The 21,253-nt window shown below is 64.2% G+C and carries 19 protein-coding genes; 7 read left to right on the forward strand and 12 right to left on the reverse strand.

From position 1 onward, the window contains the following. Nucleotides 1-13: 13 nt before the first annotated feature. From VOI21_RS17765 to VOI21_RS17795, 7 genes are all read right to left on the reverse strand, one after another. The gene (locus tag VOI21_RS17765; RefSeq protein WP_323771296.1) at nt 14-736 is read right to left on the reverse strand and encodes an SDR family oxidoreductase; all 723 of its coding nucleotides are present in this window, start codon (nt 734-736) and stop codon (nt 14-16) included. After that, a complete protein-coding gene (locus VOI21_RS17770; protein ID WP_323771297.1) occupies nt 733-1,803 on the reverse strand; it encodes a Gfo/Idh/MocA family oxidoreductase in 1,071 nt (356 codons plus the stop codon). The genes VOI21_RS17765 and VOI21_RS17770 overlap by 4 nt, the downstream gene beginning before the upstream one ends. Next, on the reverse strand, nt 1,803-3,296 hold the full coding sequence (locus VOI21_RS17775; protein ID WP_323771298.1) for an altronate dehydratase family protein: 1,494 nt from the start codon (nt 3,294-3,296) through the stop codon (nt 1,803-1,805). The genes VOI21_RS17770 and VOI21_RS17775 overlap by 1 nt, the downstream gene beginning before the upstream one ends. Before the next feature lie 64 nt (nt 3,297-3,360). Next, nucleotides 3,361-4,314, reverse strand: coding sequence for a phytanoyl-CoA dioxygenase family protein (locus tag VOI21_RS17780; RefSeq protein WP_323771299.1), 954 nt, complete (start codon nt 4,312-4,314; stop codon nt 3,361-3,363). 162 nt (nt 4,315-4,476) lie between these two features. Next, nucleotides 4,477-6,072, reverse strand: a complete 1,596-nt coding sequence (locus VOI21_RS17785) for a TRAP transporter large permease (RefSeq protein ID WP_323771301.1) — start codon at nt 6,070-6,072, stop codon at nt 4,477-4,479. Further along, complete coding sequence (locus VOI21_RS17790) at nt 6,072-6,890, reverse strand: TRAP transporter small permease (protein WP_323771302.1); 819 nt, start codon at nt 6,888-6,890, stop codon at nt 6,072-6,074. The genes VOI21_RS17785 and VOI21_RS17790 overlap by 1 nt, the downstream gene beginning before the upstream one ends. Before the next feature lie 91 nt (nt 6,891-6,981). Further along, complete coding sequence (locus tag VOI21_RS17795; protein WP_323771303.1) at nt 6,982-7,989, reverse strand: TRAP transporter substrate-binding protein; 1,008 nt, start codon at nt 7,987-7,989, stop codon at nt 6,982-6,984. 204 nt (nt 7,990-8,193) lie between these two features. On the opposite strand from VOI21_RS17795, the gene VOI21_RS17800 reads away from it, so the two are divergent. Together VOI21_RS17800 and VOI21_RS17805 are read left to right on the forward strand one after the other, a co-directional pair. After that, nucleotides 8,194-8,865, forward strand: a complete 672-nt coding sequence (locus VOI21_RS17800; RefSeq protein ID WP_323771304.1) for a GntR family transcriptional regulator — start codon at nt 8,194-8,196, stop codon at nt 8,863-8,865. Nucleotides 8,866-8,913: 48 nt separating this feature from the next. Beyond that, on the forward strand, nt 8,914-9,759 hold the full coding sequence (locus tag VOI21_RS17805; RefSeq protein WP_323771305.1) for a fumarylacetoacetate hydrolase family protein: 846 nt from the start codon (nt 8,914-8,916) through the stop codon (nt 9,757-9,759). Nucleotides 9,760-9,842: 83 nt separating this feature from the next. On the opposite strand, the gene VOI21_RS17810 is transcribed toward VOI21_RS17805, so the two are convergent. From VOI21_RS17810 to VOI21_RS17825, 4 genes are all read right to left on the reverse strand, one after another. Continuing rightward, nucleotides 9,843-10,595 carry a glucose 1-dehydrogenase gene (locus tag VOI21_RS17810; protein WP_323771306.1) on the reverse strand — a complete coding sequence of 251 codons (753 nt, stop codon included), beginning with the start codon at nt 10,593-10,595 and terminating at the stop codon, nt 9,843-9,845. Nucleotides 10,596-10,626: 31 nt separating this feature from the next. Then, a complete protein-coding gene (locus VOI21_RS17815) occupies nt 10,627-11,682 on the reverse strand; it encodes a transketolase family protein (RefSeq protein WP_323771307.1) in 1,056 nt (351 codons plus the stop codon). A 14-nt stretch (nt 11,683-11,696) separates the two neighbouring features. Continuing rightward, the gene (locus VOI21_RS17820; protein WP_323771308.1) at nt 11,697-12,539 is read right to left on the reverse strand and encodes a transketolase; all 843 of its coding nucleotides are present in this window, start codon (nt 12,537-12,539) and stop codon (nt 11,697-11,699) included. Between the two features lie 80 nt (nt 12,540-12,619). Next, the gene (locus tag VOI21_RS17825) at nt 12,620-13,573 is read right to left on the reverse strand and encodes a GlxA family transcriptional regulator (RefSeq protein ID WP_323771309.1); all 954 of its coding nucleotides are present in this window, start codon (nt 13,571-13,573) and stop codon (nt 12,620-12,622) included. Nucleotides 13,574-13,627: 54 nt separating this feature from the next. Between VOI21_RS17825 and VOI21_RS17830 the strand changes: the two genes are divergently transcribed. The 5 genes from VOI21_RS17830 to VOI21_RS17850 all read left to right on the forward strand — a co-directional run bounded on the left by VOI21_RS17830 (nt 13,628) and on the right by VOI21_RS17850 (nt 20,243). Next, a complete protein-coding gene (locus VOI21_RS17830) occupies nt 13,628-14,788 on the forward strand; it encodes an acyl-CoA dehydrogenase family protein (protein WP_323771310.1) in 1,161 nt (386 codons plus the stop codon). Nucleotides 14,789-14,845: 57 nt separating this feature from the next. Further along, complete coding sequence (locus VOI21_RS17835) at nt 14,846-16,960, forward strand: acetate--CoA ligase family protein (RefSeq protein ID WP_323771311.1); 2,115 nt, start codon at nt 14,846-14,848, stop codon at nt 16,958-16,960. Further along, entirely contained in the window at nt 16,950-17,861 is a 912-nt protein-coding gene (locus tag VOI21_RS17840; RefSeq protein ID WP_323771312.1) for a 3-keto-5-aminohexanoate cleavage protein, read from the forward strand. Before VOI21_RS17835 ends, VOI21_RS17840 begins: the two co-directional genes overlap by 11 nt. A 60-nt stretch (nt 17,862-17,921) precedes the next feature. After that, nucleotides 17,922-19,022 carry a Gfo/Idh/MocA family oxidoreductase gene (locus tag VOI21_RS17845; protein ID WP_323771313.1) on the forward strand — a complete coding sequence of 367 codons (1,101 nt, stop codon included), beginning with the start codon at nt 17,922-17,924 and terminating at the stop codon, nt 19,020-19,022. A 63-nt stretch (nt 19,023-19,085) separates the two neighbouring features. Further along, on the forward strand, nt 19,086-20,243 hold the full coding sequence (locus VOI21_RS17850) for a Gfo/Idh/MocA family oxidoreductase (protein ID WP_323771314.1): 1,158 nt from the start codon (nt 19,086-19,088) through the stop codon (nt 20,241-20,243). A 61-nt stretch (nt 20,244-20,304) separates the two neighbouring features. Here the strand turns inward: VOI21_RS17850 and metF are convergent, their stop codons facing one another. After that, complete coding sequence (metF, locus tag VOI21_RS17855; RefSeq protein WP_323771315.1) at nt 20,305-21,174, reverse strand: methylenetetrahydrofolate reductase [NAD(P)H]; 870 nt, start codon at nt 21,172-21,174, stop codon at nt 20,305-20,307. Nucleotides 21,175-21,253: the final 79 nt, after the last annotated feature.

Here is a 21,253-nt window from a genome sequence, read left to right on the forward strand (position 1 = left end):
GACATGCCCCCCGTCAGCCGGTGGCCCAGCCGCCGTCGATCACATGCGCCTGCCCGGTGGTAAAGGCGGCCTCATCCGAGCCCAGATAGACCGCCAGATGGGCGATTTCCTGCGGTGTGCCGATGCGGCCCATGGGCTGGCGTGCCTCAAAGGCGCGGCGGGCCTCGTCGTAGTCGCCCATGGCGCGCAGCCGGTCGTGCAAGGACGGGCTGTCGACGGTGCCGGGGCAGATACAGTTTACCCGGACACCCTTGGTCACATAGTCCAGCGCCACGGATTTTGTCAGGCCGATCACCGCGGCCTTGGATGCGCCATAGACGCATCGGCCCGGCGCGGCGATGACACTGCTTGCCACGCTGGCGATGTTGATGATGCTGCCGCCGCCGCGCTCTATCATGCCGGGAACTGCTGCCTGCATCGCGTGAAATTGCGACCGGACGTTGAGTGTCATGGCAAAGTCAAAGTCTTCATCCGTCGCGTCCAGCAGCGTGCCTGAGTGGACAACTCCCGCGCAGTTCACAAGGATATCCGGGGCTGCCGCCTCTATCGCGCGGGTCAGCGCGGCTTTGTCGGTCACGTCCAGCGCAAAACTGGTGCCGGTCAGTCCGTCCAGCAGGTCGGGATTCAGGTCGGTGGCGGTCACATCCGCGCCTTCTCGGGCGTAGCCTTCGGCGATGGCGCGGCCGATGCCCTGACCGGCGGCGGTGATGAAGGCGCGTTTGCCCTGAAGTCTCATGTCAGAACTCCTGTGAAATCTCCGGGCACCTCGCCGCGTTTGACCGGGCGGTGGGTTTGGCCGGACAGCGCCGTGGCCAGTGTCATTTCCAATGCGGCGAACCCGTTTTCGGGGCGGCAAAGAACGTCATCTGTTCCGCCGTCGAGAAGCGCGGCAAAGCGGTCGATCTGGGCGCGGATCGGGTCGATCCTGTCAAACTGCGGGCCGGGGGTGCGCGCCAAGGGTTTGGACCATTCAACCTCACCCGGACCGCTAGCGCCCCAGAGGGTCAGCGACGGAAAGGCCAGCGCGCCAAGGGTGCCGGTAAAGCGCAGGTAATCCTGATCCGATCCGGCAATCTCGGGGTTCTCTCCCGATGTGGCCTCAAACGACCAAGGTGAGGCCCCGGCGTCCGACATGAGGAATGACCCAAGCGCGCCGTTTTCAAACCGAAAGGCAAGTGCTGCGGTATCTTCGATCACCAAGCCGCGCGTGGCGGAGGAGGTGAGGGCCGTGACCTCGGTCGGGATGCCGGTCATAAAGCCCAGCAGGTCAATCTCATGGCTGAGGTTGCTGGCCAGCGGCCCGGCGCCGGGCAGGCGGCGCCACGGCACATCGTAATAGGTGTTGTGCTTGCGCACCGACCAAAAGCCCTGAAGGCCGACAAGCTGCCCGATCTTGGGCAGGGCGTCGCGCATCGCCATCGCATAGGGATGGCAGCGGCGGTGGTGCCCGACGATCAGCGGCAGACCTGCGGTGTCGGCGGTCTGCATCATGGTGCGGGCATTGTCGAGCGTATCGGCAAAAGGTTTTTCCACCAGCACCGCCCAGCCGCGCGACAGCGCGGCGAGGGTCGAGGGCATGTGGTCGGGCGTCGGCGTGGCGATGACGCAGGCGCGGGTTTCCTTTGGCACCTCGTCAAGGGCGGCGACCACGGGCAGGCCCTGTTGCGCCAGCTTTTCGCGGGTTTCGGCCTGCGGTTCGACCACCGCCGTGAGGTGGATGGCGGGGGACAGGGTGGCGACCTCTATATGGCGTCGCCCGATGCTGCCTGCGCCGATCACGCAAAGGGGCAGGGGGGCGGTCATCACATCACCGCGCCGATCTGCCACGGGACAAATTCATAGTCGCCAAGGCCCTGCGCCTCTGACTTGGACTGTTCGCCAGAGGCCATGCGCAGCCACATCTCATAGATTTCGCGGCCCACCTCTTCGACGCTGCGGCCATCGCTGAGGATGCTGCCGGCGTTGATGTCCATGTCGTCGGTCATGCGGTTGAACATCTGGGTGTTGGTGGCGACCTTCATCGACGGGCTGGGTTTCGCGCCAAAGGCCGATCCGCGCCCGGTGGTGAAACAGACAAGGTTGCAGCCCGAGGCGATCTGTCCCGTGACGCTGGCCGGGTCGTAGCCGGGGCTGTCCATGAAGGTAAAGCCCTTTGCCGTCACCGGTTCGGCGTATTTGTAGACGCCTGTGAGGGGCGTGGTGCCGCCCTTGGCTGCCGCCCCCAGGCTTTTCTCCAGGATGGTAGTGAGGCCGCCCTTCTTGTTGCCGGGGGAGGGGTTGTTGTCCATGCTGCCCTTGTTGCGGGCGGTGTAATCCTCCCACCAGCGGATCAGGTCGATGAGTTTTTCGCCGGTGGCGCGGTCGACGGCGCGGGCGGTCAGCAGGTGTTCGGCGCCGTAGATCTCGGGCGTTTCGGCCAAGACGCCGGTGCCGCCTTGGGCGACCAGCAGGTCACAGGCGTAGCCGACGGCGGGGTTGGCGGTGATGCCGGACCACGCGTCAGAGCCGCCGCATTGCAGGGCGACCATCAGCTCTGAGGCGGGGCAGTCGGTGCGCGTGGCCTCATTGACCACGGGCAGCATCTTTTCGATCTTGGCGATGCCGAGGTCGATGGATTTGCGCAGGCCGCCCACGTCCTGGATGTTCATCGACTGGAACAAGGGGCCGGGTTTCAGGCCGTAGGCCTCGACCAGCCAGTCGATCTGGTTCATCTCGCAGCCAAGGCCCGCCATCAGCACGCCGCCGACATTGGGGTTGCGGGCATAGCCCCACATGACCCGTTGCAGCGCCTCGAACCCCTCAGAGCCCTGACCGGCCATGCCGCAGCCGGTGCCGTGGACAAAGGCGACCACGCCGTCGACGTTGGGGTAGTCGGCCAGCCTGTCGGGGGTGAAATGCTGCGCGATCATGCGGGCGGCGGTGGCCGAGCAGTTTACGCTGGTCAGGACGGCGATGTAGTTGCGGGTGCCGGTGCGGCCGGTGTCGCGGCGGTAGCCCTTGAAGGTGTCTTGGGTGGTGGCGGGGGTTACGGGGCGCAGGTTGGTGCCGAACTCATAGGCGGTGTCGACGTTGCGAAAGTCCAGATTGTGGGTGTGGACATGGGCACCTGCGGCGATGTCCTCTGCCGCGTAGCCGATGACTTGGGCGTATTTGATCACCGGCGCGCCTTTGGCGATGTCCTGCGTGGCCAGCTTGTGCCCGCGCGGGATCAGTTGCGTGGCGCCCTCCTGTCCGATTTCGAGAGGGAGAACGGCGGTGACGACATTGTCGGCGTCGGACAGGCGAACGGTGGTCATGGTCTTCCTTTACGGGCTTGGTCGGGTCGGTGAGGCGATTTTTCGACGAAAAATCGTGTCGCGGTCAGGCGCAGACCGGGCTGTCGGCGCTCCAGCGGTGGATCGGGATATGCGGCTGGCCTGACAGGTGGGCGCGGGTGTCGTGCCACATCGCCTGCCAGACGCGCCAGTCGCGCAGTTCGGTGTCGGGGGCGCTACGCGAGCGGGCGACGAACGCGGGGAAATGTGCGCGCCCCGTCGGCTGGCCAGTCACGTTGAAGCGGATGTCAAAGCTCCACCGGAAGTGATCAGATCGGTTGGCGAGCGAGGCATGGGGCGTGAGCGGGTGGAACAGCACCGCGCCGCCGGCCTTGACGGGCAGGGGCAGGGCGGCGTCCTCATCCAGACAGCCCGGCGCGATGGCGGTCTGTTTCTGCGGGCAGTGCGGGTACATCTGCGGTTTGCCGGGGACGACCTGCAGGCAGCCGTTTTCCACCGTGGCGTCGGAGATCGCCAGCCAGACGGTGACCATCTGCGTTTTGTCGCCGGTCTCATGGGCCACAGCGCGGTCTTGATGCCAGTCGGTGGTGGTGACATGGGCACGCAGCTCGTCCGAATGCAGCGTCACGGCGGGCGGTTTCAGGCGGACGTGCTGGATCGGGTTCGACGTCAGCTCGGGGCCGATCAGATCCTCGACCATGTCCAGCAGGCGCGGGTTGGTCAGCATGTCAAAGACGGCGGGACCAAAGTGAAAGGGCGTGTCGGCGGCGATCTCGCCTCCGGGCAGGGAGATATCCATCGGCTGGAACCAGTCGCAACCGGCCTTGTAGGAGATCAGCAGCTTTTGCCAGAAATCGAGGCCGGTGGCATCGGCGGGCACGCGGCCCTCGGCCTGCCAGCCCGCATAGAGCCTGTCGAGCAGATCGGCGTATTCCGATTGGACCGCGCCCAGCGTGGCGGTGTCCAGCACATCGTCGACGACGAGGTAACCTTGGGTGTTGAAAAATTCGATCTGGTCCGGGGTCAGCATGAGGGGCATGGTCTCATCTCCCTTGAGGAACCCTTGGGGGCTTGCTTGGGTCGTGTGCAGTCGTCGATGCGGGGGATGGCGGGCAACGCCTGACCGCTTGGGGTAAAGACCGCCGACGAAATACCCGGCGGGTGGCAGGCCGGACCGGGGCGACCCCCGGTCCGGCAGGGGTCACAGGAAGATCGTGACGATCGGCGGCCAGGCCAGCAGCACCGTCAACGCCAGCAGTTGCAGCGCGATGAAGGGCAGGAAGCCGCGGAAGATGTCGGTCAGCGAGATATGCGCCGGCGCCACCGATTTGAGGTAGAAGGCAGCCGGGCCAAAGGGCGGCGACAGGAAACTGACCTGCATGTTCATACAGAACACCACGCCGAACCAGATCGGAACGTAACGCGCGTCCACACTGCCCAGCCAGCCGATTTCCTCTGCGGGCAAGCGCACCACGATGGGCAGGAACACCGGCATGATCAGCAGCACGATGCCAATCCAGTCCATGAACATGCCCATGATCAGGAAGATCACCATCATCACGAGGATCACACCCATTGTGGGCAGGTCCGAGCCGACGATCATGTTGGCCACATAGGTGGGACCGCCCGCCAGCGTATAGGCCGCCGCGAGTGCTGCGGCACCGATGGTCACCCAGATGATTGTGCCGGTTGAGCGCAGCGTCCGGATAAGCGAGTCCCAGACGATGTCGAAAGTCATCTCACGCCGGATCAGACCGATCACAAAGACCGCGACAACGCCCATTCCCGCCGCTTCGGTGATGCCGGTGATGCCCATGTAGATAGAGCCCAGAACCACGCCGATCACGATGATCGGGGCGATCAGGCCTTTGCCCATGTCCCAGCCTTGTGCGGTGCGTTCGCGTCCCACCACGAAGAGCACCACCAGCGCGGAGATGGCGAAGGCTCCGATGATCCACGGCATGTCCGAAACCATGCCAAGCACGATAGGATCGACGCCTTCGGTCACCTTGTTTTCACCCAGAGCGGTAAAGAACAGCGCCCGCGCCAGCAGGAAACCGGTAAAGTACATGGTGAACTTTGCCAGGAAACCGAGGAACATCAGGCCTTTTTCGCGCCCTTTGGGCTGGCCCGGAACCTCTGGCGGAAGAGGGGCCAGAGACGGGTTAATCTGGGTGCGCACCACGATGTAGATCAGAAAGAACGAGGCGAGCATGAAGCCGGGCAGGAAGGACGCGGTGAACAGCGCCTTGATCGAGGTTTCCGTCACCAGCCCGTAGAAGATCAGCACGATCGAGGGCGGGATCATTGTCCCCAGCGAGCCGGAGGCGCAGATCGTGCCGATGGCAAGGTTCTGGTCGTATTTCAGTCGCAACATCTGCGGCAGGGCGATCAGGCCCAGCAGCACCACTTCGCCGCCGATGATGCCCGACATGGCGGCCATGATGACAGCCATGATCGAGGTCACGATGGCGATGCCGCCGCGCGTCCGGCTGAGCCAGACGTTCAACGAGTTGTACATGTCGCGCGCGATGCCGGATCGTTCCAGCAGTGCCGCCATGAAGATGAAGAGCGGCACCGATATGAGGACGTAGTTCGTCATCTGTCGGTAGACCGCCTGACCCAGAACCGACAAGGGACCCTGTCCAAAGGTGCGGAACAGGATGTCGGTGTCGAACTTCAATACCAGCGTGACAACGGCCAGAAAGGCCGAGGCAAAGCCCAGAGGCATCCCGATCGCCAGCAATATGAACATCGACAGCAGGATGATCATCGAAAGTGTGCCGATATCGACCATTACTTGGTGTCCTCTTCCAGCGTACGGCGGATGTTCTCGATCTCGGTTTCGTCGATCTCGTCAGCCGGGTTGTGATGCTCTGGCATCTTGTTCCAATCGGCGATCAGGTTCGAAACCGCTTGGATCGTGACCAGGCCGATGATGAAGAGGATGGCCGGTTTTACGGTGCCGGGAATGGGGGGATCCCATGCGGTGCCAAAGGTTTCCATACGCAGCATCCGGCGCATGGCGTCGTTGTAGCCACCGTAGACCAGCGCGAAAAAGAACCCGACGATCAGCGCGACAGAGATCACGTCAGCGGTCTTTTGCATCCAGCGGGGCATGATGTCGTAGATCACGTAGATCCGGATATGGCTGCGCTGCTGCATGGCGTATTGCCCGGCCAGCAGAAACACGAAGGCCGCGATCCACAGGCTGAGTTCATTGGCCCAGAGGGTCGGGCGCGAAAAGACGTAGCGCGACACCACCTCGTAGAACATCACCAGAACGATCAGCGCGACACTGATCATCGCCAGTCGTGAACAGACCAGCGACACGATGTCGAAAAAGCCGTCCTTGTCCGGTTCGATCTGGCCTTTGAAATCTGACAGATACAGTGATGCCGTCACCAGGCTGCCCGCCACGCAGATCAGCATCAGGATAACGACAAAGCCCCCCTCTGAGGGGCGGATCATCTCGTGCATGCCGATGGCATCCGTTGAGAAGATTTTGTTCACGACCAGCCAAGCATAGATCAGAACGGTCAGTGTCGTGAAGCCGACCATCGCCAGTTTCATCGGCCGTCTCATCGAGCCCAGCCACAGGCTGTTGTCCTGCATGGGAATGTGCCCCCGCCATTATGGTTAAAAAGGCGAGCCCCGTAAGGGACCCGCCATAAGCCCGTTCAGACTTTGTGTTAGGCCCTGCGGATTATTCGATCAGGCCCAACTGGGTCATGTATTCCTTGTGGCTGGCGAGCAGTGCCGCAGCCTCGGGGGACCGTGTGCCCCAATCCGCCCATGCGGTCTGAGCCGCCTTGCGGAAGGTTGCGCGATCTTCCGGCGACCAGTCGTACAGCGTCACACCTTCGGCCACCAACTTGGCAGCGGCCTCGGCGTTCAGCTTTTCGTTCGCCAGAGCGATCTGGAAGGCCAGCTTTTGCCACGCGGTGTCGATGATGCGGCGCTGCTGATCGGTCAGACCGTCCCAGACGTCCTTGTTGCACGCAAGGTGGTCGGACGGCATCGAGTGGAAGCCGGGATAGGTCGCGTGCTTGACGATGTCATAGAGGCCCAGACCGACGTTGTTGGCCAGACCCGAGGCGTCTGCGCCGTCGATGATGCCGGTTTCCAGCGCGGTGAAGATCTCGGTGAAGTCCATCACGATGGGCGATGCGCCCAGTTCCTGAAAGATCTCGGTTTCCATGCCCGGGGGCGAACGGAATTTCCATCCTTTGACGTCTTCAAAGCCGGCAATCGGCTTGGACGAGGACAGCGATTCCTGGCCGTAGATCGACCAGCCGATCAGCTGCATGTTGTTGGCGTTGTACAGTTCCTGCGCGGCGTCGTAACCGCCACCGAAATAGAGCCAGGAATACTGCTGCCACGGGGTCTCATAGCCGCCCATGATGTCGCCGACGAACTGGAACGCGGGGTTCTTGCCGGTCTGGTAGGCACCGCCTGTCGCGTCGCAATCGAGGATGCCGTTGATGGCCGCATCGAAGGTCTCGGTCGTGGCAACCACGGACGAAGAATAGAACATCTCGATGGCAATTCCGCCATCAGACATCACCTGAACGTCGTCGATGAACTTTGCCAGCATTTGGCCGGTGGGGTGTTCAGTCGCGTAGTGTGTTTGAATGCGCAAGGTTACGTCCTGCGCGGAAGCCGCGGATGCGGCAATGGCAACGGCGGCTGCCGTCGTCAGAAGATTTTTCATGTATTCCTCCCTGCGGCGGGCTCCCCCCCGCCTGTTTTGAATTCCGGGGCAACGCCCCTGCACGGGATGGTATACCATCCGGTAACGCCACGCTAACCAAAGCCTTATCGACAGGCAAGGAAATTTGGTATACCAAATTCTCTTCATGCGAATGTGCCGTGGCGGGCGCAAAAGAGGTGCGGAATCAGGGAGGTGGGCTGCGCCATGGGAGAAGGTACGCTGCCGGAACAGATCGCGACTCGGCTCCGAAGGGACATTTTGCGCGGGTTGCTGCCCCCCGGGACACCGGTCAAGGAACGCGACCACGCGGCGGACCTCGGCGTGAGCCGCACCCCCATGCGAGAGGCGATTCGGATTTTGGCGAAAGAGGGGCTGGTGCAGTTGCGCCCCGCACGGTCGCCCATCGTCGCCAAGCCAAGTTTTGAGGAAGTCGCCAACAACATCGAGGTGATGGCCGCGCTTGAGGTACTCTCGGCTCGGTTGGCCTGTCAGCGCGCCAGCGATGCGGAAATCGACGAGATCGCCGAAGTGGCGGACCGCATGGAACGCGACTATGACACGTTTGACCGGCTGGACCTGTTCGAACTCGACATGAGCTTTCACCGGGCGATTGCGCGGGCAGCCAACAACCCGGTTCTGGCCGAAACCCATGCGGCGCTGCTGGCGCGGCTGTGGCGCGCGCGGTATCTGTCGGCCAGCCGCAAACGGGCGCGCGAAAGGGTGCTGCGCCAACATGCGGATATCGTGGCCGCCCTGCGCGCCCGCGACGCCGTTGCGGCGCAGGCCCATGTGCAGGCGCATCTGGACCATCTGCTGGTCAATATCGTCGATGTCTTCGACGCCGACGACACAGAGAACACACCGGCGGTGGAGTGACCCCGGAACGGACAATCACGGACCCCAGAAACAAGGAATGGGACAGAGATGAAACTATTGCGATTTGGCCCGGCGGGCAGCGAGAAGCCCGGCATGTTGGACAGCGACGGACAGGTGCGGGATCTTTCGGGCCATGTGACGGATTTTGCAGGCGAATCCGTGTCGCTGGAGGCACTGGATCGCTTGCGTGCCATCGACCCTGCCAGCCTTCCGGTGGTGGCCGATCCGGGCCGGATCGGGTCCTGCGTCGCCTCGGTGCCGAACTTCTTCTGCATCGGTCTGAACTATGCCAAGCACGCGGCGGAAACCGGGGCGGAGCCGCCGAAAGAGCCGATCATCTTTTCCAAGGCGACATCGGCGCTGTCCGGGCCATTTGATCCGGTGGTGATTCCGCGCAATTCGGTCAAGGGCGACTGGGAGGTCGAACTGGGCGTGGTGATCGGCAAGACCGCCTCTTACGTCTCTGAGGCGGAGGCGCTGTCCTACGTAGCGGGCTACTGCGTCATCAACGATGTGTCCGAGCGGGAATTCCAGATCGAGAAGGGCGGTCAGTGGATCAAGGGCAAGTCGGCCCCGACCTTTGGCCCGACCGGTCCGTGGTTGGTGACGGCGGATGAAGTTACCGATCCGCAGAACCTGAAGGTGAGCCTCGATCTGAACGGCGAGACCGTGCAGGACAGCGATACCTCTGACATGATCTTTGGCGTGGCCGAGATCATCAGCTACATGTCGCAATTCATGGAGTTGCAGCCGGGGGATATCATCGCCACCGGCACGCCATCGGGCGTTGGCATGGGCATGAAACCGCAGCGGTTCCTGCGTCCGGGGGACGAGATGGTTGTCCGCGTCGAGGGGCTGGGTGAGCAGCGCCAGACAACGGTTGCAGCGTCTTGATTTACGCGAGACGAATTTTCGTCGAAAATCCGTCTCACTTTTGAAATGTGCGGCGGGCCATTGGTCCGCCGCTTGCGTTTTGGTCAGTGGATCAGCGAGCCGCCGTTCACGTCGACCTCTGACCCGGTGACATAGGCCGACAGGTCAGAGGCAAGGAACAGGCAGCAGCCCGCCACATCGCTGGCCGCGCCTGCGCGTCCCATGGGGATACCGGCAAGGATCTGTTCCATCATCTCTTCGGTCAGCTTGCCTTCGGTGATGTCGGTGGCGATGAAGCCGGGACAAACGGCGTTGGCGCGGATGCCATCAGGAGCCAGTTCGCGTGCCATCGCCTTGGTCAGACCCAGAATCCCCGCCTTGGCCGCCGAGTAATGCGGCCCGCCAAAGATGCCGCCACCGCGCTGGGCGGAGACGGACGAGATGTTGACGATGGCCCCGCTGTTGCGGTCGCGCATGTGCGGGATCAGCGCCTGAGACATGTAGAGCGTGCCGCGCAGGTTGACGTCTGTCACCGCATCGTAGTTCTGCGGCTCGATCTGCATCAGTTTCAGCGGCTGGGTGATCCCGGCGTTGTTGACGAGGATGTCGATCTGACCGAATGCCTCGATGGCCGTCTTTGCTGCGGCCTCACACTGCGGTTTGATGGTCACGTCGCAAGGCAGGCCGATGTGGCCTTCGCCCGGCAGGTCGGCGGCGGCGGCGCGGGCGGCCTCGGCATTCAGGTCCAGAATGGCGATGCGCGCGCCGTTTTCGGCGAACAGCCGCGCCGTGGCTTTGCCAAGGCCGCGCGCGCTGGCGGCCCCGGTGATGACGGCGGTCTTGTCTTTCAGAAGCATGTGATGTCCTTCGCGTGCGTGGTCGGCGGGGTCAGAGCCATGATTTCACGCGTGTGGTGATGGCGTTGACCGACAGTCCGTATTGATCGTGCAGCGTGGGCAGGGCGCCCGCGTCCAGAAACTCATCCGGCAGCGCGATGCTGTGGAACGCCGGATGGATGCCCGCGCGCATGAGGTCTGCGGCCACCGCCTCTCCCAGCCCGCCAACGATGGTGTGGTTTTCCAGCGTGACGACAAGGCGGCCGGTTTTGGCGGCCTCGGCGCGGATGGTTTGGGTGTCCAGCGGTTTCAGGGTGGGCACGTGCAGGACGGCGCAATCGGTGCCGTCGGCCTTCAGCGCGCGGGCGGCGTCCAGTGCGCGCATGGTCATGAAGCCGGTGGAGATAAACAGCACGTCGCTGCCGCCGTGGATGACCTGCGCCTTGCCCAGTTGGAATTTATAGCCGTATTCGCCCAGCACATCTGGCACCTGTCCGCGCAGCAGGCGCATGTAGACCGGGCCGGGATGATCGGCGATGGCGTGGGTGGCCTGGGTGATTTCCGTAGCGTCGCAGGGATCGACGATGGTCAGGTTCGGCATGCCGCGAAAGATCGCAAGGTCTTCGGTCGCCTGATGGCTGGGCCCATAGCCGGTGGTCAGGCCGGGCAGGGCGCAGACGATCTTGACCGGCAGGTTCTCCTCGGCAATCGCCATGATGATGAAGTCATAGGCGCGGCGCGAGGCAAAGACCGCGTAGGTGGTAGCGAAAGGGGTGAACCCCTCACGTGCCAGTCCGGCGGCGGTTGAGATCATCACCTGTTCGGCCATGCCCATCTGGTAGAAGCGATCGGGGTATTCCTTGGCGAAGACATGCAGGTCGGTGTATTTCGACAGGTCTGCCGTCAGGCCGACGATGTCCTGCCGCGTCTTGGCCAGATCGCAGAGCGCGTTGCCAAAGGGGGCGGCGACGGTATTGCGCCCTTCGGCATCCAGCGAGGCGATCATGGCGGAGGTGGTCAGGCGCTCACCCGTGGCTGAGACGGGCAGGGTGCGCGGGGTGGTTTTGGATTTGCGGCGGGAGTGCGCGCCGATGGGGGCATTGGTCATGGCGGTGCTCCTGTTCAGGCGGGGACTTGGGCGTCGAGATGGGCAATGGCGGCGGCCCATTCCTCGGGCGCGACGCGGACAAAGTGGGTGATCTCGCGGTCCTCAAGGAAGGGCACGCCTTTGCACATCTGGGTGCGGCAGATGATGACGCGGGGGCGCGGGTCCGACAGGGTGCGGGCGGTGTCGAAGGCCGCGACCAGCGCGTCCATATCGTTGCCGTCGACCTCTTGTGCGTGCCATCCGAAGGCGGCCCATTTCGGGGCCTCATCGCCCTTGGCCAGAGCCTGTGTCGTGGGGCCGTCGGCCTGCTGGTCGTTGAAATCGACCACGCAGATCAGGTTGTCCAACTGGTGGGATCGGGCGGCCATGACGGCCTCCCAGGTCGATCCTTCGCCCAACTCGCCGTCGGACATGAGGTTGTAGACGAAGGCGGGGTTGTTCTTGCGTTTGAGACCCAGCGCCGCGCCCACGGCGATGCCAAGGCCGTGACCCAGCGATCCGCCGGTAATCTCCATCCCCGGTGTGTAGGCGGCCATGCCGGACATGGGCATGCGGCTGTCGTCCATGCCGTAAGTGTCCAGCTCATCCTCGGGCAGGATGCCGGCCTCGATCATCGCGGAATAGAGCGCAATGGCGTAGTGGCCGATGGATAGGTAAAACCGGTCGCGCCCCTCCCAGTCGGGGTCTTCGGGGCGGTAGGTCAGCGCGTGAAAATAGCTGACGGCCAGTACGTCGGCGACGCCAAGCGCCTGCCCGATGTACCCTTGTCCCTGCACCTCGGCCATACGCAGCGCCAGCCGCCGGATCGACCATGCGCGGCGCGCAAGGCTCGTGTTCGAGCCGTCGTGGACACTCATGAAGCCCCTCCCGTCTTATATATTAGTGTTTCAGAACTGTCATACCGCGAACCGATGCAAGAGCAAGGGCCAAGGTGACGTCAGGTCGCTTTGCGCAGCGCTCTGGGCGTTGTGCCGAAGGTGCCGCGAAAGGCGCGGGTCAGGGCCGAGGCATCCTCATAGCCGCAGCGGGTGGCGATCTCATTCACCGACAGGGTGGTTTGTTCGACCAGCCGCCGCGCCGCGTTCAGGCGCAGGGCGCGGTAGGTGGCCCCGGGGCCACGGCCAAGGACGGCGCGAAAGCGGCGTTCCAGCGCGCGGGGCGTGACGTTCAGGCGGCGGGCGACGGCGGCGACGGGCAAGGGCGCCTCGACATTGCGGCGCATGATCGACACCGCCGCCTCGACCAGATGATCGTCGCTGAGGCGCGGTGGCAGGTCAGCGGGAGCGGGGCGTTCGCCGTGCATGAACAGGGCCGCCACCTCCAGCCGCAGCATCGGGCCGTGGTGACGCGCGATCAGGTCCAGCATCAACTCGAACGCGGTGGTGCCGCCGCCACAACTGAGGATATCGCCGTCATTGACGGTGCGTTCGGTGCGGGCCTCAACCTCTGGAAAGGTTTCGGCGAAATTGTCCAACTCGTCCCAGTGCAGCGTGGCGCGACGTCCGTCCAGCAGGCCCGCAGCCGCCAGCAGCCAACTGCCCATGTCCAGCCCGGCCAGCGTGGTGAACCGCCGCCGCGCCGCGCGCAGGGCGCGCAAGGTGTCCGGCGTGGCCTGCGCCTGAAAATCATAGCTGGGCAGCAGCAGCAGGTAGTCGCCGCCGGGGTGGCGGGCCAGCGTTTCCTCTGGCGTCACCGGCAAGCCGGAGGAGGAGGTCAGCGTCTCCCGTGTCAGACCGATGTATTGCCAGCGATAGAGCGACCGCCGCGCCAGCGTATTGGCGGCGCGCAGCGGCTCTACCGCGTTGGCAAGGCAGTGGTTCGAGAAGTTGGGAAACAGCAAAACGGCCACGGTGCGTGTCGCTTCCTGCCGGGTTTGGGCTGTGTTCTGCATATCCATCCCCGCCGATCTACAGTCTAGTGACGCCATCAGGCAAGGGAGCGCGCGATGCAGTTCGGGTTGAGCGATGAGCAGGAGATGATCGTCTCTACCGTGCGGAGCTTTGTCGAGAACGAGATTTACCCGCATGAGGCCGAGGTGGAGCGCACCGGCGAGGTGCCCCAGGAACTGGGCGAAGAGATCAAGCGCAAGGTTCTGGATCTGGGGTTCTACGCCTGCAATTTCCCCGAAGAAGTGGGCGGCGCGGGGCTGAGCCATCTGGATTTCACGCTGGTCGAGCGGGAGTTGGGGCGCGGCAGCATGGCGCTGACGCATTTCTTTGGCCGTCCACAGAATATCCTGATGGCCTGCGAAGGCGCGCAGAAGGAACGCTATTTGCTGCCCGCCGTGCGGGGCGAGCGGATGGATGCTCTGGCGATGACCGAACCCGATGCCGGATCAGACGTACGCGGCATGAAATGCGCGGCGGTGCGGAATGGCGGCGACTGGGTGGTGAACGGGTCCAAGCACTTTATCTCGGGCGCGGAACATGCGGATTTCTTTATCGTTTTTATCGCCACGGGGGTGGATGAGACGCCGAAGGGGCCCAAGAAACGGATCACCTGTTTTCTGGTGGATCGCGGGCATCCGGGGTTCGTGGTGCGTGAGGGATACCGGTCGGTGTCGCATCGTGGCTACAAGAACTGCATCCTGGAGTTCACCGATTGCCGCCTGCCGGATGCGCAGGTGCTGGGCGCGGTCGACGGTGGCTTTGACGTGATGAACGAGTGGCTCTACGCCACGCGCCTGACTGTTGCGGCGTTCAGCGTCGGGCGGGCGCGGCGCTGTTTCGACATGGCGGTGGAGTACGCTGCGCAGCGCAAGCAATTCGGGCAGGCGATTGCCAAGTTTCAGGGCGTGTCGTTTCAGGTCGCCGATATGGTGACAGAAATCGACGCCGCCGACTGGCTAACGCTGGCGGGGGCATGGCGGCTGGATCAGGACCTGCCCGCGAACCGCGAGATTGCCAGCGCCAAACTGTATGCAACAGAGATGCTGGCGCGGGTGACGGACACCACGTTGCAGATCTTTGGCGGCATGGGTCTGATGGACGATTTCCCGATCGAGCGGTTCTGGCGCGATGCGCGGGTCGAGCGGATCTGGGACGGGACCAGTGAGATTCAGCGTCACATCATCGGTCGGGAATTGTTCCGCCCGTTGGGCGCGTGACGGCGGCGGGGATGGTGGGTTGGAACCCCACCCTACGCGGGTCTGGAGGGCAGGGTCATGCCTGACATGTCGCGCCTGTTGCGACCGCGCAGCATCGCAGTGATCGGTGGCGGCGCGTGGTGCGAAAACGTGATCCGCGAGTGCCGCAAGTTGGGGTTCGACGGGCCGGTCTGGCCGGTCCATCCCGCGCGGGCCGAGGTGGGCGGGATGCCTGCCTTTGCCCGGATCGAGGACCTGCCGGAGCCGCCGGACGCGGTCTATATCGGCATCAACCGCGCGGCGACGGTGGAGGCGGTGGGGGTCCTGTCCGCGATTGGCGCGGGCGGGGCGATCTGTTTTGCCTCCGGCTTTGCCGAGGCGCAGGCGGAACTGGCCGATGGCGCGGATTTGCAGGCGGCTTTGCTGGCGGCGGCAGGGGATATGCCGGTGCTGGGGCCAAACTGCTACGGCTTTCTCAATGCCTTGGACCGGGTTGCCATGTGGCCGGACCAGCATGGGATGGTGCCGGTGGCGCGCGGCGTGGCGATCCTGTCGCAAAGCTCAAACGTGGCGCTGAACCTGACGATGCAGCGGCGGGGCCTGCCGATTGGGTTTCTGGGCACGGTGGGCAATCAGGCGCAGGTGGACCTGAGCGCGCTGGGCATGGCGCTTTTGGAAGATCCGCGCATCACCGCGCTGGGGCTGTATATCGAAGGCATCAAGGATGTCCGGGGGTTTGAGGCGCTGGCAGCGCGGGCGCGGGCGTTGGGCAAGCGGATTGTGGCTCTGAAGCTGGGTGCAAGCGAGCAGGCGGGTGCTGCGGCGGTGTCGCACACCGCGTCACTGACCGGCAGCGATGCGGGCGCGCGGGCGTTTCTGCGGCGGATCGGGGTGGCGCAGGTCTCATCGCTGTCGGCCTTGCTGGAGGTGTTGAAGATCCTGCATGTGGCGGGGCCGTTGCGGTCGAACCGTATGGTGTCGGCGTCGTGTTCGGGCGGTGAGGCGAGCCTGATGGCGGATTCCGCGTTGGGCTATGACGTCGAGTTTCCGCCGCTGGTCGCGGCGCAGCGCGAGGGGTTGCGCGATGCGCTGGGTCCCAAGGTGGCGCTGGCCAACCCGTTGGATTACCATACCTATATCTGGGGAGACGTAGCCGCCATGCGGGCCTGTTTCACGGCGATGATGCGGGGGGACGATCTGGGTCTTGGTGTCGTGGTGTTGGATTTTCCGCGCGGGGATCGCTGTTCGATGGCGGACTGGGATCTGGTGATCGAAGCCTTGGCGGGGCTGCGCGGCGAGGTGCCTTTGGCGGTCTTGTCGAGTTTGGTCGAGACCCTGCCTGAGGACGTGGCGGAGCGGTTGGTGGCGCTGGGCATCGTGCCGTTGTGCGATGTGCCCTCGGCCCTGGAGGCGGTGGCGGCGGCGGCGTTTCTGGGGCGGGACATTAATCCTATGCCGGTGCTTTTGGAGAGCGCGGAGGGGGCGCTGCCCCCGTCGCCTGCGGCGCCTCCCCCGGGATATTTTCGGACAGAAGAAGCGCAAGGTGGCGTGTTAAACGAGAGTGTCGCAAAGAAGGCTTTGGCGCGCGCGGGGGTGTCGGTGCCGGGGTTCGAGCGGGCATTGACACCTGTGGCGGCGGGGGAAGCGACGGCGCGGATTGGCTTTCCGGTGGTGCTGAAGGGCGAGGGGTTTGTCCACAAGAGCGAGGCCGGGGCGGTGCGGTTGAACCTGGCTTCTGCGGAGGAGGTGCGGGTGGCTGCGGAGGCGATGCAGGCCTCTGGCTATCTGGTCGAGGAGATGATTGCCGGGGCGGTTGCCGAGCTGCTGGTGGGGGTTGTGCGCGACCCGGCGCATGGGTTTGTGCTGACGCTGGCAGCGGGCGGCGTCTGGACCGAAATTCTAAGCGATACGCAGTGTTTGATGTTGCCGGTGACCGCGGAGGAGGTGCGCGGAGCGCTGGGCCGGTTGCGGATTGCGCCATTGCTGGCTGGGTATCGCGGGGCGGCGGCGGCGGATTTGGAGGCCATTGCCGGAGCGGTTCTGGCGGTGCAGGCTTTGGTTGTGGCGCAAGTCGACTTGGTCGAAGAGGTTGAGATCAACCCGCTGCTGTGCACGCCTGACCGGGCGGTGGCGGCGGATGCTTTGATCCGTTTGCGGGATATTGGAACAGAGGGAGGCGAAGATGCCGCTTGAGATGAACAAAGAGGTCTTTATCACCTGCGCGGTGACCGGATCGGGCGGGACGCAGGATCGCAGCCAGCATGTGCCGCGTTCCCCGCAGCAGATCGCCGAGAGCGCGATTGATGCCGCCAAGGCGGGGGCGGCGGTGGTTCATTGCCATGTGCGCGACCCCGAGAGCGGCGCGCCCTCGCGCGATCTGGCCTATTACCGCGAGGTGACGGACCGCATCCGTGACGCCGAGGTGGATGTGGTGCTGAACCTGACCGCTGGCATGGGCGGTGACATCACCTTTGGGTCGACCGATGCGCCGATGCCGGTCAACGCGGAGGGCACGGACATGGTGGGCGCGGCAGAGCGTGTGGCCCATGTTGCCGAGTGCCTGCCAGAGATCTGCACGCTGGATTGCGGCACGATGAACTTTGCCGAGGCGGATTATGTCATGACCAACACGCCCGGCATGTTGCGCGACATGGGCGCGCGGATGACGGCGCTGGGCGTCAAGCCAGAGATCGAGGCCTTTGATACCGGGCACCTGTGGTTTGCCAAGCAACTGGTCAAAGAGGGCGTTTTGGAGGGGCCCGCGCTGGTGCAACTGTGTATGGGGGTGCCTTGGGGTGCGCCGGATGATCTGAACACCTTTATGGCGATGGTCAATAATGTGCCGGAGGATTGGTGCTTTAGCGCCTTCGGGCTGGGCCGGAACCAGATGGCCTATGTGGCGGCAAGCGTGCTGGCAGGGGGCAATGTGCGGGTCGGGTTGGAGGACAACCTGTGGCTGGACAAGGGCGTGCTGGCGACCAACGCGCAACTGGTGGACCGGGCCGTGGGCATCATCGAAAACATGGGGGCCAAGGTGATCGGCCCCTCAGCGGTGAGAGAAAAGCTGGGCTTGGTGAAGCGCGCGCCGAAATAGGTCTTGTCCCCTGTCGGCACGGGCGCAAGGGTTGTCCGGCGCTAACGGGGAGGGGATCGCATGGCCCGGATCGGGATAGGCATTGTCGGCGGCGGCTATATGGGCAAAGCGCATTCCGCCGCTTTTGCTGCCGTGGGAACGGTGTTCGAGACACGTCTGAAACCGCGATTGGTGGCGATTGCCGGGTCCACGCCTGAAAGCGGCGCGCGTTATGCCGAAGCTTATGGGTTTGAGCGGGGCGCGCGCGACTGGCGGGCCTTGGTCGATGATCCCGAGGTGGAGGCGGTGGTGATCGCCTCGCCCCAGTCCACCCATCTTGAGATTGCGCTGGCGGCCTTTGAGGCTGGCAAGCCTGTGCTCTGCGAAAAGCCCATGGGGTTGGACGCGGCAGAGGCGCGGGCGATGTTGGCGGCGGCAGAGCGCGCAGGTGTGGCGCATTCGGTCGCGTATAATTACAGCCGCACGCCTGCGACACAGTTTGCGCGGCAGTTGATCGGCGAGGGCGCGTTGGGCCGGGTGCATCATCTGCGGATCGAACATACCGAGGATTTCCACCTGACCTCGATCCTGCCGCCTTGGCGCTCAAAAGGCGTGGCGAACGGCTGTCTTGGTGATCTGGTGCCGCATCCTGTGAATGCCGCCCTCGCACTGGGCGGGCCGATTGCGCAGGTTTTTGCGGTGATCGAGACGGTCTTTCCCGAACGCAACGGCGTCACGGTGACCAATGACGATCAGGTTCTGATGACCCTGCGCTTTGCCAGCGGGGCGACCGGGCATCTGTTTGCCAGCCGCGTCGCGACGGGCAAGAAGATGGGTTATGCCTATGAAGTTACGGGGGAAAAGGGCGCAGTCCGGTTCGATCAGGAGGATCAGAACGCGCTCTGGGTTTGTGATGGCGAGGCCCCGGCAGAGCGGGCGGGGTTTACCAAGGTGCTGACCGGCCCGGCGCATCCGGATTACAAACCCTTCTGCCTCGGTCCCGGTCATGGCACCGGCTATCAGGACCAGATCATCATCGAGGCAAAGGATTTCCTGACCGCCATCGACGAAGGCCGCACCGTCTGGCCGACATTCGCCGACGGGGTCGAGGTGCATCGGGTGATTGCGGCGGCGCGCGCCTCGGCGGCTACGGGGACTTGGGCGCGGGTCAGCGATTTCTGAGCAGGCACAACATATGCACAACGCATGCACAGACCATGCACGGGATCTGTGGGAGGAGAGACAATGGCAAAACTGATGTGGGGCATGATCGGCGGCGGAGAAGGCAGCCAGATCGGACCGGCGCACCGTCTGGGCGCGGGGCTGGACGGGGCGTTTGATTTTGTCGCGGGCGCGCTGGATCACCGGGCCGAGGCGGGGCGCGACTATGGTCAGCGTTTGGGATTGGCCCCGGACCGGGCCTATGGCGACTGGCGTGAGATGCTGGAAGGCGAGCAGGCGCGCGACGACCGGATTGATCTGGTGACGGTAGCGACGCCGAATGCCACCCATTTTGAGATCACCAAGGCGTTCTTGCAGAGCGGTTTTCACGTGCTGTGTGAAAAGCCGATGACCATGACGGTGGCAGAAGGCGAAGAGATCGTTAGCCTTGCGTGGGAAACCGGGCGGATCTGCGCTGTGAACTACGGCTACTCTGGGTATGCGCTGGTGCGGCACATGCGGGCGATGGTGGCGCGCGGTGATCTGGGCCGGGTGCGCATGGTGGTGGCGGAGTTCGCCCACGGCCATCACGCCGATGCGGCGGATGCGGACAACCCGCGGGTGCGCTGGCGCTATGACCCGGCGCAGGCGGGGGTGTCGGCGCAGTTTGCCGATTGTGGCATCCACGCGCTGCACATGGCGAGCTTTGTGATCGGGCAGGAACTGGACCGACTGTCGGCGGATACGGTGTCCTGTATCGAGAGCCGGGTTCTGGAGGATGACGCGCAGGTGAACCTGCGGTTTGACGGCGGTGCGGCGGGGCGGTTGTGGACCTCTTCGATTGCCTTGGGGCGGCAACACGGGCTGACCTTGCAGGTGTTTGGCGAAAAAGGCGGGCTGCGCTGGGCGCAGGAGCAGCCGAACCAACTGTACTGGATGCCTTTGGGAGGTCGGCTGGAGGTGATGGAACGGGGCGGGCCGGGCCTGTCGCCCGAGGCGGATCGCGCCAGCCGGGTGACCATGGGCCATGCCGAGGGGATGCCGCTGGCCTTTGCCAATATCTATTCCGATCTGGCCGAGGCCATCCGCGCCCGCAAAGAGGGGCGCGATATGGACCCGGCGGCGGATCTGTATCCGCGCGCCGAGGACGGGCTGCGGTCGATGGCGGCGGTGTTTGCGGTGGCGCAAAGCGGCAAGGGCAATGGCGTCTGGATGGACGCGCGGCCGCCGATGTTCCGGTAGGGAGTGAGGAGGCCCCGGGTCAGGCCCGGGGCGGGGGGGCGTCCTGCGGCGCGGTCTGCGCTCAGGCGACCTGTTCGAGGTTGACCTCGGGGGTGATACCCAGCGCGAAACAGACATCGCGGGTCAGTTCCGGGCGGTTCAGGGTGTAGAAGTGCAGCTTGTCCACGCCGCCCTCGATCAGGTCGGTGCAGAGTTCCGAGCAGATCGCGGTGGCCAGCAGATCCTCACGCCCGTCGCGCTGGGCCTTTTCGAACGCGTCCGAAACCCATGCCGGGATATGGGTGCCGCAGCTTTCGGCAAAGCGGCGCGCGCCGTTCCAGTTTTCGATCGGCAGGATTCCCGGCACCAGTTTCGTGGTGTCGATGCCCGCCTTGGCGCAGTCGTCGCGGAAGCGGAAAAACGTGTCCGCCTCAAAGAAGAACTGGGTCAGCGCCTCTGTCGCGCCTGCGTCCAGCTTGCGCTTGAGCCACTCGATGCTGGCCTGCTGGCTGGCGGCCTCCGGGTGGCGGTCGGGATAGGCGCCGACGCGCTGGGTGAACTTGCCGGTTTCGGCCAATGCCTCGATCAGTTCGATGGAATTGGCAAAGCCTTCGGGGTGGGGTTCAAACCCGTTGGAGCCTTTGGGCGGGTCACCGCGCAGCGAGACGATGTCGGTCACACCGGCCTCGGCAAAGGCGTCGGCAATCGCCAGCGTTTCCGCGCGCGTGGCGTTCACACAGGTCAGATGCGCGGCGGTGCGCAGGCCGGAATGTTTGTGCAGCGTGGCGACCACGTCGCGGGTCAGGTCGCGGGTTGTGCCGCCCGCGCCATAGGTGACAGAGACAAAGCGCGGCGCTAGCGGCGACAGAACCTGCACCGCGTCCCAGAGGCGAAAGGTGGCCTCGATGTTTTTCGGCGGAAAGAATTCGAATGAGATCGCGGGGCGCTGCATGATGCATAAGTCCTGTGTTGAGTTGCCGCTCTTGTCGCACATGCAGCATTGTGAGACAAACTCATAAATCTCAAGATCA

The sequence above is a fragment of the Antarctobacter sp. genome, from assembly GCF_034670325.1.
GTDB lineage: Bacteria > Pseudomonadota > Alphaproteobacteria > Rhodobacterales > Rhodobacteraceae > Antarctobacter.